This window comes from Pseudomonas grandcourensis, assembly GCF_039909015.1.
GTDB lineage: Bacteria > Pseudomonadota > Gammaproteobacteria > Pseudomonadales > Pseudomonadaceae > Aquipseudomonas > Aquipseudomonas grandcourensis.
Window position 1 is genome coordinate 4,904,410 of sequence record NZ_CP150919.1, and the last position, 12,464, is coordinate 4,916,873.

The following is a 12,464-nucleotide window of genomic DNA, read 5'->3' on the forward strand; positions in this document are numbered from 1 at the left end:
AGCTTAACAGGCATCGGGTAACCGGTTGAAGCAATGCATCAGCTAAAGCTTTCAAGCAACAGCGGATACAGCGAACCCACGAGCAACGCGGCCATGCCCCAATTGAACAGGCGCAGCCAGCGGCGATCCTTCAGAACGTTGCGCAACAGCGTGCCGCAAGCCGCCCAGACACCGACGCTCGGCAGGTTGATGATCGCAAAGACGGCCGCGATCACAATCACATTCGTGAAATAACCCTGCATCGGCGTGTAGGTACTGATAGCGCCAATGGCCATGATCCAGGCCTTGGGGTTGACCCACTGGAACGCAGCGGCACCCATGTAGCTGATCGGTTTCGCCTCGCCCTGCTGACTCTCCGACATGGGCCCGGAATGGGCGATTTTCCACGCCAGATACAGCAGATACGCCGCCCCCACATAACGCAGCACGGTGTAGAGCAAAGGGTAAGTCTGGAACACCGCGCCAAGGCCAAAGCCGACCGCCACCACCAGTACAAAGAAGCCACAAGTGATGCCGAGCATGTGCGGAATCGTGCGATTGAAGCCGAAGTTCACCCCGGATGCCAGCAACATGGTGTTGTTCGGGCCGGGTGTGATCGAGGTGACGAGGGCAAACAGGGCGAAGCCCAGCAGCAGGTCGAGTGAGAGCGTCATGGGTGTCAGTCCGTCAGGGTCAGTCAGGTGTTGACCCTATCGCACACCTTGGGCGAAACCCATGGACAGTTACGCAAAACTTGGAGCAGTACAGTTTCGATTCAGCTTGGACGACCGTGAAGCTGTACAGATCGCCCGGCGTTCATTTCACCCTGCTTGTCGAAGTTGAACGACTTTTTCGGCTGGCCGAGCAGTTCGGCTTTTTTTGCATGGTATTCGTCGAAGGACAGACCGCGGCGGTTCAGCGCCTCCAGTGCCAGTTCCTTGCTTTCTTCAGCCGTGTAAGGCCGAAGCTCAGGAGAAACATGGCTGGCACATCCGGCGAGTACGGAGACGGCGAGCATCAGCAAAGTGGCAATCATCGGTTTCATTTTGGCGTCCTGGCGACTGGGTTCGAGGCAATGAACACAGGCTACCCGCGCCTCCCGGGCAGCAGAAATCAACGCTTTCAATAGTGGCTATCGAGAGATGGCGATCATTGTCGATGTGCCGGGAGAGCGCGGCCCGGGAGCGCACTGGCTGGAGCCGAATTGATGGCATTTATATGGCGCTACTGCTCGTCGGGCACTCGGTGAGGCGAAAGAGGCTGGCCTATATTTATTCGGCCGTACAACGGCACAGATACTTTCTATTCACAAAACAACAACAGGGAGATCCATCATGAGCGTCAAACCCATTCCAGAGGGGTATCACAGCGTCACCCCCTATCTGGGCATCAACAAAGCCGCCGAAGCCATCGCGTTCTACAAAAAAGCCTTTGGCGCCGTTGAAATCATGCGCCTGGACATGCCCGGTGGCAGTGTCGGCCACGCTGAACTGCGCATCGGCGATTGCCCGATCATGCTGGGTACACCGTGCGATCAAGGGCCGCTGAGCAATCCGGACAATTCGCCGTCCGTGGGTCTGCATTTGTACGTGACGGATGTCGACAAGTCCTACAAACAGGCGATCGATGCTGGCGCAACCATTGTATCCGAGGTCAAGGATCAGTTTTACGGCGACCGTTCCGGGACCTTGAAGGATCCCTACGGGCACCTGTGGTTCCTGGCCACACGCAAGGAAGACCTGACTCAGGAACAGATTGAGCAACGGGCCAAGGAGATGTTTGCCCAGGGTTGAAATCCCGGGTGCTGGAGCGGGCCTCTTCTCGAGCAGGCCCGCTCCCCTAGGGGCCCCGCCTTCATCAGCACCGCCGACTTGCTGATCACTTGTGCAAGCAAGCCCGCCCACAACGGTCGGCAATGAGAAACATTTTCTTTCATTTCCCCTTTCGGGATTTCCCCTGCTCATCCGTCCTACATAGATGCAGTCCTTTCGCGTAGGCAAAAGCCACGACTGGACCTTCAGGGCGCTCATCCCTGCGAAGCCCGCAGCCGAGCTGCCTCTCATCGAACCAAGACCTCCAACATGTCAAAGAAGTCCCGTTCAAAAATCTGGTTCCTGGTCCATAGCTGGCTGGCGCTGCCGATCTGGTTTTTCGTGCTGATCGTCTGTGTGACCGGAACCCTGGCCGTCATCAGCCAGGAGATCGTCTGGCTGGCCAACCCGCCAATGCGCGCCAGCCAGCCCTCGGACGATGCACCACTACTCAGCTATCAGCAGGTCCTCGAAGCCATCAACAGGGCCGAACCGCAGACTGTGGTACAGAGCATCAGTCGCCCCGACGAGTCGCACTTCGCCCTGGATGTCGAAGTCAGCTACCCCGACGGGCGCTCGGTGGTGATTTATGTCAATCCGTACAGCGGCGTGATCCAGGGTGTCGCGCCGGAGTTCAACTTCCGCGCCTTCACCCGCGCCCTGCACGCTTGGTGGCTAGTGCCGTTCACCAATGGTTACAGCTGGGGCTGGTACCTGGTGTCGTTTCTAGGCCTGCCCTTGCTGTCTTCGCTGATCACCGGGCTGGTGGTCTACAAACGCTTCTGGAAAGGCTTCTTCCGCCCGACCCTGCGTATTCGCCACGGCGCGCGGATTTTCTGGGGCGACTTTCACCGTTTGAGCGGCATCTGGTCGATCTGGTTTATCGCGGTGATTTCCATCACCGGCACCTGGTTCCTGATCCAGGCCTTGCTGTCCGATAACCAGATTTCCATTTCCACGGAAAAAATCATCCCGGCGATGTCCCGTGAAGCGGTGCCGTTGTCACCCGATGGCTCGCCCCCGCCGCGTATCGATCTTGATCGCGCGATTGAAATCGCCACCCAGGAAATTTCCGGGCTGGAAGCCAGTTTCGTCAGCCTGCCGGGCAATGCCTACAGCCATCTGGATGTCGGCGGACGCGGTTGGTATCCGTTGATGTTCCAGACCGCCACGATCAACCCGTACAACGGCGAAATCGCTGCCTCGCGCCTGATCTCGGACCGTTCGGCCCTGGAGTTCGTCACCGAGTCCATGCGCCCGCTGCACACCGGCGATTTCGGCGGACTGTGGATCAAGCTGATCTGGGCATTCTTCGGCCTGTTGCTGAGCATGATGGTGCTCAGCGGCCTGCTGATCTGGACCAAGCGCACGGCGCTGGCCACGGCCAATGCCTTCAAACGCAGCAACAAGAAACAGCGCGACACCGCGGTGCAACCGGCCACGAACAACGAAGTGTCGGGGGTCGAACTGTGAGCAAAGACATTGCAGCCCCGCAACCCTCGCGCCTGAGTGTGTTCTGGCACAAATGGCGCTTTCACCTGAACGTCCTGTTGCTGCTGATTCCACTCGGCTTCATGCCCAAGTACTTCGCCGACGAGGCATTGATGCGCGGCGACAGTGGCCTTGGCGAGCGGGAGGTCGGCGAAGTCCGGGTCGGTCCCTGGAGCCTGCGCCTGGCGGAATTGCGTAATTCAGCCCCGATGCTCGAAGGCCCCGCCGGCTACATGAAGGGTTTCAACGCCGCGCTGTGCGAGGCCTGTATCGACCAGGTCAAGGCCACTTACCTGCGCATCGGCAAGCCCCGCAGCCTGCGCGCCGCCGGGGTGATTTTCTTCGGCGCCCCGTACCGCATGGGCGCTTCGCTGCCCGTCCCGGAAAAGACCAGGGCCGACGCCGAACTGTGGATCACCATGGAAGGCTGGGACGGTGCCATGCATCAGGCATCCATTCCTTTGAGCCAGGCCTCCCCCGCCACTATCGCCTGGTTGAACAAACAAGGAGGCACACCATGATCAACCCTCTTCACCCGCTCAACGCCGTGTTGCTGGTGCTCTGCACTGGCTTCAGCGCCAGCGCCCTGGCCCACAACCCGATGTGTGAATGCAAGGCCATCGACGCCGAACAGATCAAGTGCACCGGCGGTTTCTCCGACGGCAGCGGCGCTCCGGGCGTGACGCTCGATGTGATCGGTTACGACGAAACCATCCTGGTGCCGGGCAAACTCGGGGCTGACTCGACCCTGACCTTCAAGAAGCCCGGCGCCGAGTTCTATGTGCTGTTCGATGCCGGCCCCGGTCACGTCGTGGAAATCGACCAAGCGGACATCGAGGCACCATGAGCACTCCAACGACCCAAGTCGTGCGCCCGGCCGGGGCCGGTCACGAAACCCTCTACGTTCTGCTGCTGTGCCTGATGATCCTGGCGGTGGCCGGCTCGGTGGTGCTCTGGCGCGGTGAATCCCATGAGGTGAGCAGCGTCAGCAGCCATCAACTGGATGCGCGCCGTGACCTCAGTGCATCCGAGCAAGGTATCTACGCCGATTTGCGGGTGACGCTAGACGAGATTCATTTGCTGCGCCAGGAACAGCAAGCGCTTCCGACTCCCGAGGCGCTGGCCGAGGAAGGGTTTGCGCCGTTTGCCCGGGACGCCAGCTCCGTCAGCCGGGGCGGCCATGCCTGGAAATTGCTCGACGCCAAGGCCTATTTCGGCCAGAGCCAGACGCCGACGGTCGCCGGTTCATTCCTGATGCGCCTGGCCGCAGCCAATGATGCACCGGACATCTGGCTCAACCGCGCCAGCAAGCTCACGCCCCCTGTCGACCTCAGCGACGCCGCGCTCGAAAGCGCCGGCTGGCAGCAGGTCGTCGCGCAATTCGATGCCGGCGTGACCCGCCAGCACCGGCACTGAACCCTCGCCTTTTTCCGAGAGAAGACCGCTTTCCCATGCCCAATTCATCTCACCGTTGTTTTTTGCGCCTGCTGCTGGTCGGCTTGCTCGCCTGCCTGCTGCCCTCACTGGCCAGCGCCAACGAAGCCAAGCGCCTGCGCATCGGCATCACCCTGCACCCTTACTACAGCTACGTGGCGAACATCGTCGGCGACAAGGCCGAGGTGGTGCCGCTGATTCCGGCCGGTTTCAATCCGCATGCCTACGAGCCCCGCGCCGAAGACATCAAGCGCATCAGCGAGCTGGACGTGATCGTGCTCAACGGTGTCGGCCATGACGACTTCGCCGACCGCATGATCGCCGCCAGCGAAACCCCAAAGGTCCCGGTGATCGAAGCAAACGAAAACGTACCCCTGCTGGCCGCCACCGGCGTGGCAGCGCGCGGCGCCGGCAAAGTGGTGAACCCGCACACCTTCCTGTCGATCAGTGCTTCCATCGCCCAGGTCAACAACATTGCCCGGGAGCTGGGCAAGCTCGATCCGGCCAACGCCAGGACCTATACCGAAAACGCCCGCGCCTACGGCAAGCGCCTGCGCAAGATGCGCGCCGACGCCCTGGCCAAACTGACCCAGGCACCGAATGCCGAACTGCGGGTGGCCACGGTGCACGCGGCCTACGACTACCTGCTGCGTGAGTTCGGCCTGGAAGTGACGGCCGTGGTCGAGCCGGCCCACGGTATCGAGCCAAGCCCGAGCCAGCTGAAAAAAACCATCGATCAACTGCGTGAGCTGGATGTGAAGGTGATCTTCTCGGAGATGGACTTTCCTTCCACTTACGTCGACACCATCCAGCGGGAGTCCGGAGTGAAGCTGTATCCGCTGTCGCACATCTCCTACGGCGAATACACCGCCGACAAGTACGAAAAGGAAATGACCGGCAACCTCAACACCGTGGTGCGGGCAATTCAGGAGTCGGGGGCATGACATCGAAAGAAACCATCCTGGCCGATGCAGAATCCCCTGTGGGAGCGACGGTGCGACGATTCGACCTGCTCGCGAAGGCGTCCGGTCAGTCTGCATCATCGTCAACTGACACACCGCTATCGCGAGCAAGCTCGCTCCTACAGGTTCCCGGGCCGACCCTGAATTTTGCTGACGTCAGCCTGACCCTCGGGCGCACCACCATCCTCGACAACGTAACCTTTCAGGTCCGCCCCGGCAGCGTGCACGCACTGGTCGGCCCCAACGGCGGTGGCAAGAGTTCGCTGATCAAGACCCTGCTCGGGCAGATGCCGCACCAGGGTCGCTTGAGCCTGCAGTGGCCTGCCGAGCCAGGGACCATCGGCTATGTGCCACAGGCGCTGGAGTTCGACCGGGGCTTGCCGATGACCGTCGACGATTTCATGGCCGCCATGTGCCAGCGTCGCCCGGCCTTTCTCGGTTTGAGCAAACACTACGCCGCGGCGATTGGCGAGGCGCTGGAGCGGGTCGGCATGCAGGACAAACGCAAACGCCGCATGGGCGCGCTGTCCGGTGGCGAACGGCAACGGGTGTTGCTGGCCCAGGGGCTGATTCCGCCTCCGCAATTGCTGGTGCTCGACGAACCGATGTCGGCCCTCGATGAGGCCGGCATCCGGGTGTTCGAACGCTTGCTCGGCGACTGGCGAGCGGCGGGCATCACCGTGCTGTGGATCGAGCACGACCTGGAAGCGGTCGGGCGTCTGGCCGATCACGTCACCGGGCTCAATCGCCGGGTGCTGTTCGACGCCTCGCCGCAACAGGCGCTGACACCGGAACGTCTGTTGACCCTGTTCTCGACCCACCCGCGGAGCCTTGCCTGATGAGTTACGAAGCTTTTCGCCTGATGGTCCAGGGCTGGGCGTCGTCGGGTTATCTGCCCGAAGCACTGGCCTATGGGTTCGTGGTCAACGCCTTGATCGCCGGGCTGCTGATCGGCCCGGTGCTGGGAGGCCTGGGCACGCTGGTGGTGGTCAAGCGCTTCGCGTTTTTCTCCGAGGCGGTCGGTCATGCTGCGTTGACCGGCGTGGCCATCGGCATCCTGCTCGGCGAACCCTACACCGGGCCTTACGGCAGCTTGTTCGGCTACTGCCTGCTGTTCGGCATCCTGCTCAACTACCTGCGCAACCGCACCGGCTTGGCGCCGGACACCTTGATCGGTGTGTTTCTCTCAGTCTCGCTCGCCCTGGGCGCGAGCCTGCTGCTGATTCTGGCGGGCAAGATCAACGTGCACATTCTGGAAAACGTGCTGTTCGGCTCGGTGCTGACGGTCAACGGCAATGACCTGCTGGTGCTGGCCATCGTCGGTTCGCTGGTCATGGCCCTGGCCTTGCCTTTGTACAACCGCATCATGCTCGCCAGTTTCAATCCACAACTGGCGGCGGTGCGCGGGGTGGCGGTGAAGACCCTGGATTACCTGTTCGTGATTCTGGTGACGCTGATCACCGTTGCCGCCGTGAAAGTCATCGGCGCGATTCTGGTGGGCGCCCTGCTGGTGATTCCGGCGGCGGCAGCGCGCTTGCTCAGCCAATCGCTGAAGGGATTTTTCTGGTGTTCGGTGCTGATCGCCACCGTCAGCACCCTGTGCGGGATTCTCGCGCCGATCGTCTTCGACCTGCCGATCCCGTCCGGCGCCGCGATCATCCTCGTGGCCGGCATCGCCTTCGCCCTGGCCGCCCTCGCGCGCGGCGTCCTCCCCAGCCTGAAAGGGAACCTTGCATAAATGACTTTTTCACTGCGTCAACTGACCCTCGCCGTCGCCCTGTGCGGGCTGGCGACGACGACCATGGCCGCCGACAACGGCAAACCGCTGCGTGTGCTGGCCTCCTTGCCGATTACCTATGGGCTGGGTGAAGTCTTGCTCAAGGGCACCGATGTCAGCCTCGAACGCGCGGCGCCGGCCAATTTGCCCGGCAGCCGCCAGACCGCCTACTTCTCCGGCCGTGGCGCCCCGGCGCTGGCCAAGCTGGCGGAAGGTGCCGATGCGGTGATCGGCCTGCGCTCACTGTGGCCGGATGACCCGCTGTACCCGATCTCCCGGCGCAGCAATATCCGCATCGTCGAAGTCGATGCCGCCCGCCCGGTGGACGGCGCCCTGCCCGGCATAGCCGTGCAACCCGACAACAAGGTCGACGGGCTGAACAGTCAGCCGTGGTTCTCCAGCAATAACATGGGGCGCATGGCCGATGTGATCGCGGCGGACCTGGTGCGCCTGGCCCCCGAGGCCAAGCCGAAAATCGACGCCAACCTGGCCGCGTTGAAACAGCGTTTGCTCAAGTTCAGTGCCGCCAGCGAAGCGCGGTTGGCCAATGCGGACAACCTCAGTGTGATGAGCCTGAGCGATCACTTCGGTTACCTGATCGGCAGTCTCAATCTGGAATTGATCGGCCAGGACGCACGCGCCGATGCCGAGTGGACACCCGAAGCGCTAAAGCAGTTGGGTACAACCCTCAAAGACAATGACGTGGCGGTGGTGCTGCATCACCGGCAACCGTCGGATGCGCTGAAAGCCGTGATTGCCGGGTCGGGTAGCCGGTTGGTGATGTTGAGTACCGATGCCGAGGATCCGGTGGCTGAGCTGGAGGGGAATGTGGATCTGGTCATCAAAGGACTTAGTGGCGTGTAACCTCGGTTGGACCGCGTTATCGTTCTTCGCGAGCAAGCTCGCTCCCACATTTGAAATGCGGTCCCCTGTGGGAGCGGGCTTGCTCGCGAAGGCGGCCTGATAGGCGACACAAGACCCCAGACCTGAAAAAGCCCGCTGACTGTCACCAGTCCAGCGGGCTTCTTTTTGCATGACGGATCAGTGCGCCACAGCCGCCTGCTCGTCCATTTTCTGCCGCAGGCTCAACGGACGCATGTCGGTCCAGGTCTCTTCAATATAAGCCAGGCATTCCTTTTTCAGCCCGCTTTTGCCCACGGTGCGCCAGCCTTGTGGCACGGCTTTGTAGTCGGGCCAGATCGAGTACTGCTCTTCGTGGTTGACCACGACCTGAAAGAGGATGTCCTCGCGGTCGAATACTGACGTCATGGTGTCTCTCCATCGTTTTCGGGCGGGCTGCGCTGTGTGCGCAGCCGTTATGTAGAAAGAACGTTCCGCAGGGCGGAAAATTTAAAGACTGGCGATGGCGGCAGCCAGAGCCCGACCGAAGATTTCGGCCACTCGATCGATCTGCGCAGCAGTAATCACCAGCGGTGGCAGGAAGCGCACCACCGCGCCATGGCGGCCACCGAGTTCCAGGATCAAGCCACGCTTGAGGCATTCGCGCTGCACCAGGGGTGCCAGGCGGGGGAAGGCCGGCGGATGGCCTTGGGCATCCAGCGCGCCTGTCGTGTCCACCAGTTCGACGCCAAGCATCAAGCCACGCCCGCGAATGTCACCCAGTTGCGGGAAGTCCCGCTGCAGGATGCGCAGGTGCTCGACCAGGCGTTCGCCCATCGCGGCGGCATGCTCGCAAACCTTGTGTTCGACCAGATAACGCATCACTGCGGAACCGGCGGCCATGGCCATCTGATTGCCACGGAACGTCCCGGCATGGGCGCCCGGCAGCCAGGTGTCGAGCCAGTCGCGATAGACCACCACCGCCAGCGGCAGGCTGCCGCCGATGGCCTTGGACATCACCACGACATCGGGAATGATTCCGGCATGCTCGAAGGCGAACATCCTGCCGGTGCGGGCGAAGCCACTCTGGATTTCATCGACGATCAACGCGACGCCAGCCGCCTCGGTGATCCGTCGCACACCGCGCAACCAGTCCAGATCCGCCGGGATCACCCCGCCCTCGCCCTGCACCACCTCCACGATTACCGCCGCCGGCAATTGCACGCCGGCCTCGGGATCGTTGAGCAGATTTTCCAGGTAACTCAGGTTGGCTTTGACCCCTTGCACGCCGCCGAGCCCGAACGGGCAGCGGTAATCGTAAGGGTACGGCATGAACTGTACGCCGCTGCCGAGCAAGGCACCCAAGGGCTTTTTCGGCCCCAGGCTGCCCATCAGACTTAACGCGCCCTGACTCATGCCGTGATAGCCGCCCTGGAACGAGATCACGGTGCTGCGGCCGGTGGCCGTACGCACCAGTTTCAGCGCAGCTTCCACGGCGTCGGTGCCGGTCGGGCCGCAGAACTGGATCTTCGCTTCAGCCGCCAGGGCTGGTGGCAGCAAGCCGAACAAGTCCTGGACAAACTGATCCTTGACCGGCGTGGTCAGGTCGAGGGTGTGCAGCGGCAGTTCATCGCTCAGCACTTGCTGGATGGCTTCGATCACCACCGGGTGGTTGTGCCCCAGAGCCAGGGTTCCGGCTCCGGCCAGACAATCGATGAAGGTGCGGCCTTCGACATCTTCGACATACAGGCCCTTGGCGCGCTTGAGTGCCAGGGGAATGCGTCGCGGATAGCTGCGGGCGTTGGATTCCTGCCGGCTCTGACGGGCCAGCAGCGGCGATTCGTTGAATTGATAAAGCGTCTCGGCGGGCGTCGCCGGCTGCTCTTCGATAAGGCTGGTAGCGACTGACATCTCTCGACCCCTCAATACGCTGTGGATAGTGACCAAAACTGCACACCGGGCAGGTGCGCGTTCCGGTCACGGGGCGCACTTGTCGGGTTTTCCTGTTCTGGAAACGCATCAGCGCTGGAAGGATTTAGGCGGATGGAGAGAAGTTACAGTCGACGGCAAACACAGTTCCCACAGGGTTTTCAGTGTTTTTCAGACCGGTTGCAACGGCATCGTCAGCTCGACCCGCAAGCCGTCCGGCCGACTATCGAACTGCAGCGTGCAACCGCAACGCTGAACGATGGCCTGGACAATCGCCAGCCCCAAACCGCAACCTGTGCTCTGGCCGTTGCGCCAGAAGCGCTGGGTCAGGTGTTGCAGATCTTCTTCGGCAATCCCCGGCCCATGGTCGCGCACCACGAACTGCACGCGATTGCCGGTGGTTTCCAGGCTCAACTCCACCGTTTTGTCGGCGGGGGTATGGCGCAGTGCGTTGTCGAGCAAGTTGCGCAGCGCGGCAATCGACAGCACGGCGGGCATTTGTACGGGCGCGGCGGAAACCTTGCCCGGCGCCTGAAACCTGATGCGCTGGCGATCGCCGCTCGCCGCGTCCTGGATCGCCAGTTTCGCCACTTGCTCGGCGTTGCACTGCACACCGTCGTCAAACGACAGACTGCCCTCGACACGCGCCAGCAACAGCAATTGTTCAAGGGTCCGGTGCATGCGGTCGGCGCCCTCTTCGGCCCGGGCCAGGGACTGGTCCCGGGCGCTGCCTTCAGTCATCCGCGCCACTTGCAGGTGGGTCTTGATCGCGGTCAGCGGGCTGCGCAGTTCATGGGCGGCGTCACCGGTCAGGCGACGTTCGCGCTCGATGGTCTTGCCGATGCGCTGGAGCAACTGGTTCTGGGTTTCCAGCAAGGGTTGCAGCTCGCTGGGCAGCGGCTGGATCTGCAAGGGTTCGAGGGAGTCGGCGCTGCGGCGCATCAAGGCGTCGCGCATGCGGTTGAGCGGCGCCAGCCCCTGGCCGATGCCCAGCCAGAGCAAACACAGGCAACCGAGCAGCGCCACGCCCACCGGCACCGAAGCGGCCAGCAGGATCGACATGTTCAACGCCTCGCGCTCGATCTGCCGGTCGGCGGTGGTGATGCGCAGATCGCCCCGGGCCAGTGTAAAACTGCGCCATGGCGCGCCGTCGATCATCTGATCGTGAAAACCGAGCTTCTCGGCTTCCAGGGTCTGCTGCGGCTCGGTGTGACTGCGGGCGAGGATTTCACCGCGCAACGAGCTGACCTGACAGGCCATGCCACCCGGAATGTTCAGTTGTTCGGCGCTGAAATGGGTGCCCTCGCCCTTGCTCGGCACGGGTGGCAGTTGCTCCATCAGGCCGGCGACCATGCGTGCCGACGCCACCAGGCGCTGGTCGAGGGAAAACATCATTTGATTGCGCAAATCGCTGAGCATCCAGGCCGCGGCCAGGGCCCAGATCAAGGCAAATGCGGCGCCGAGCGTCAGGCTCAGGCGCAAACGCAGACTCATCACTTCGATTCTTCTCCGCCATCAGCCGGCCCCAGGCGATAGCCCAGGCCGCGCACCGTCTCGACAATGCCGTTGCCGAGCTTGCGCCGCAGGTGATGGATATGGACGTTGAGGGCGTTGCTTTCCAGCTCGTCGTTGAAACCGTAGACGCTGTCCTTGAGTTGTTCGGTGGACAACACTCGGCCACGGTTATGCAGCAAGGCCTGCAACAATGACTGCTCGCGACGCGACAGGTCCACCGGCTGCCCCGCGAGCGTGGTTTCGCGGCTGCTCGGGTCGTAGGTCAGACGACCGTGCTCGATCAGATTAACGCTGCGTCCCGCTACCCGCCGCAATAGGGTATGTAAACGCGCGGCGAGTTCGCGCAGATCGAACGGTTTGAGCAGGTAATCGTCGGCGCCAGCTTGCAGGCCGTCAACCCGGTCGGTGACCGAATCCCGCGCGGTGAGAATCAGCACCGGGATTTCCAGGCCATGGTGACGCAACTGCTGCAGCAACTTGAGGCCATCTTCATCGGGCAGGCCGAGATCGAGCACCATGACATCAAACTCCGCCACCTTGAGCATCGCCCGGGCGGCGGACGCCGTGGCGACATGTTCCACGGTCAGGCCCTGGGCGGTCAGGCCGGCGACGATACCGCTGGCGATCAATTCATCGTCTTCGCAAACCAGTACGTGCATGGGGAGCCTCGTAGAAATAAAGCCTATTAAGCCGTTGACCGATTAAGTCGACATTATGCCGCAAGCG

Annotated in this window: 15 protein-coding genes; 9 read left to right on the forward strand and 6 right to left on the reverse strand. The window is 62.2% G+C overall.

Features of this window, described 5'->3' with window-relative positions; translation table 11 throughout:
- Positions 1-38 precede the first annotated feature (38 nt).
- Both AABM52_RS21835 and AABM52_RS21840 read right to left on the reverse strand, forming a co-directional pair.
- Positions 39-653: a LysE family translocator gene (locus tag AABM52_RS21835; RefSeq protein ID WP_347907912.1), complete on the reverse strand. Its 615-nt coding sequence runs from the start codon at positions 651-653 to the stop codon at positions 39-41.
- A 101-nt stretch (positions 654-754) separates the two neighbouring features.
- Positions 755-1,024: a hypothetical protein gene (locus tag AABM52_RS21840; protein WP_347907914.1), complete on the reverse strand. Its 270-nt coding sequence runs from the start codon at positions 1,022-1,024 to the stop codon at positions 755-757.
- 289 nt (positions 1,025-1,313) lie between these two features.
- Between AABM52_RS21840 and AABM52_RS21845 the strand changes: the two genes are divergently transcribed.
- The 9 genes from AABM52_RS21845 (at position 1,314) to AABM52_RS21885 (ending at position 8,318) form a co-directional block, all read left to right on the forward strand.
- On the forward strand, positions 1,314-1,772 hold the full coding sequence (locus AABM52_RS21845; protein ID WP_347907916.1) for a VOC family protein: 459 nt from the start codon (positions 1,314-1,316) through the stop codon (positions 1,770-1,772).
- A 288-nt stretch (positions 1,773-2,060) separates the two neighbouring features.
- A complete protein-coding gene (locus AABM52_RS21850; RefSeq protein ID WP_347907918.1) occupies positions 2,061-3,263 on the forward strand; it encodes a PepSY domain-containing protein in 1,203 nt (400 codons plus the stop codon).
- Positions 3,260-3,802 carry a thiamine pyrophosphate-binding protein gene (locus tag AABM52_RS21855; protein ID WP_347907920.1) on the forward strand — a complete coding sequence of 181 codons (543 nt, stop codon included), beginning with the start codon at positions 3,260-3,262 and terminating at the stop codon, positions 3,800-3,802. The genes AABM52_RS21850 and AABM52_RS21855 overlap by 4 nt, the downstream gene beginning before the upstream one ends.
- The gene (locus AABM52_RS21860; protein ID WP_347907922.1) at positions 3,799-4,128 is read left to right on the forward strand and encodes a hypothetical protein; all 330 of its coding nucleotides are present in this window, start codon (positions 3,799-3,801) and stop codon (positions 4,126-4,128) included. Before AABM52_RS21855 ends, AABM52_RS21860 begins: the two co-directional genes overlap by 4 nt.
- Complete coding sequence (locus tag AABM52_RS21865) at positions 4,125-4,697, forward strand: DUF6162 family protein (RefSeq protein ID WP_347907923.1); 573 nt, start codon at positions 4,125-4,127, stop codon at positions 4,695-4,697. The genes AABM52_RS21860 and AABM52_RS21865 overlap by 4 nt, the downstream gene beginning before the upstream one ends.
- 35 nt (positions 4,698-4,732) lie before the next feature.
- On the forward strand, positions 4,733-5,659 hold the full coding sequence (locus AABM52_RS21870) for a metal ABC transporter substrate-binding protein (RefSeq protein WP_347907925.1): 927 nt from the start codon (positions 4,733-4,735) through the stop codon (positions 5,657-5,659).
- Positions 5,656-6,516, forward strand: coding sequence for a metal ABC transporter ATP-binding protein (locus AABM52_RS21875; RefSeq protein ID WP_347907927.1), 861 nt, complete (start codon positions 5,656-5,658; stop codon positions 6,514-6,516). The genes AABM52_RS21870 and AABM52_RS21875 overlap by 4 nt, the downstream gene beginning before the upstream one ends.
- A complete protein-coding gene (locus tag AABM52_RS21880; protein WP_347907928.1) occupies positions 6,516-7,415 on the forward strand; it encodes a metal ABC transporter permease in 900 nt (299 codons plus the stop codon). The genes AABM52_RS21875 and AABM52_RS21880 overlap by 1 nt, the downstream gene beginning before the upstream one ends.
- Entirely contained in the window at positions 7,416-8,318 is a 903-nt protein-coding gene (locus tag AABM52_RS21885) for a zinc ABC transporter substrate-binding protein (protein ID WP_347907930.1), read from the forward strand.
- 177 nt (positions 8,319-8,495) lie between these two features.
- Here the strand turns inward: AABM52_RS21885 and AABM52_RS21890 are convergent, their stop codons facing one another.
- The 4 genes from AABM52_RS21890 to AABM52_RS21905 all read right to left on the reverse strand — a co-directional run bounded on the left by AABM52_RS21890 (position 8,496) and on the right by AABM52_RS21905 (position 12,397).
- On the reverse strand, positions 8,496-8,723 hold the full coding sequence (locus tag AABM52_RS21890) for an MbtH family protein (protein WP_057713869.1): 228 nt from the start codon (positions 8,721-8,723) through the stop codon (positions 8,496-8,498).
- Positions 8,724-8,804: 81 nt separating this feature from the next.
- Positions 8,805-10,205, reverse strand: coding sequence for an aspartate aminotransferase family protein (locus AABM52_RS21895; protein ID WP_347907932.1), 1,401 nt, complete (start codon positions 10,203-10,205; stop codon positions 8,805-8,807).
- 189 nt (positions 10,206-10,394) lie between these two features.
- On the reverse strand, positions 10,395-11,720 hold the full coding sequence (locus tag AABM52_RS21900) for an ATP-binding protein (protein WP_347907934.1): 1,326 nt from the start codon (positions 11,718-11,720) through the stop codon (positions 10,395-10,397).
- Positions 11,717-12,397, reverse strand: a complete 681-nt coding sequence (locus tag AABM52_RS21905; protein WP_046040568.1) for a response regulator — start codon at positions 12,395-12,397, stop codon at positions 11,717-11,719. Before AABM52_RS21905 ends, AABM52_RS21900 begins: the two co-directional genes overlap by 4 nt.
- Positions 12,398-12,464 lie beyond the last annotated feature (67 nt).

Bases quoted from the DNA above. Each gene is read 5' to 3' on its own strand.
- AABM52_RS21835 (WP_347907912.1), bottom strand. From the start codon at position 653: ATGACGCTCTCACTCGACCTGCTGCTGGGCTTCGCCCTGTTTGCCCTC.
- AABM52_RS21840 (WP_347907914.1), bottom strand. From the start codon at position 1,024: ATGAAACCGATGATTGCCACTTTGCTGATGCTCGCCGTCTCCGTACTC.
- AABM52_RS21845 (WP_347907916.1), top strand. From the start codon at position 1,314: ATGAGCGTCAAACCCATTCCAGAGGGGTATCACAGCGTCACCCCCTAT.
- AABM52_RS21850 (WP_347907918.1), top strand. From the start codon at position 2,061: ATGTCAAAGAAGTCCCGTTCAAAAATCTGGTTCCTGGTCCATAGCTGG.
- AABM52_RS21860 (WP_347907922.1), top strand. From the start codon at position 3,799: ATGATCAACCCTCTTCACCCGCTCAACGCCGTGTTGCTGGTGCTCTGC.
- AABM52_RS21865 (WP_347907923.1), top strand. From the start codon at position 4,125: ATGAGCACTCCAACGACCCAAGTCGTGCGCCCGGCCGGGGCCGGTCAC.
- AABM52_RS21870 (WP_347907925.1), top strand. From the start codon at position 4,733: ATGCCCAATTCATCTCACCGTTGTTTTTTGCGCCTGCTGCTGGTCGGC.
- AABM52_RS21875 (WP_347907927.1), top strand. From the start codon at position 5,656: ATGACATCGAAAGAAACCATCCTGGCCGATGCAGAATCCCCTGTGGGA.
- AABM52_RS21880 (WP_347907928.1), top strand. From the start codon at position 6,516: ATGAGTTACGAAGCTTTTCGCCTGATGGTCCAGGGCTGGGCGTCGTCG.
- AABM52_RS21885 (WP_347907930.1), top strand. From the start codon at position 7,416: ATGACTTTTTCACTGCGTCAACTGACCCTCGCCGTCGCCCTGTGCGGG.
- AABM52_RS21890 (WP_057713869.1), bottom strand. From the start codon at position 8,723: ATGACGTCAGTATTCGACCGCGAGGACATCCTCTTTCAGGTCGTGGTC.
- AABM52_RS21895 (WP_347907932.1), bottom strand. From the start codon at position 10,205: ATGTCAGTCGCTACCAGCCTTATCGAAGAGCAGCCGGCGACGCCCGCC.
- AABM52_RS21905 (WP_046040568.1), bottom strand. From the start codon at position 12,397: ATGCACGTACTGGTTTGCGAAGACGATGAATTGATCGCCAGCGGTATC.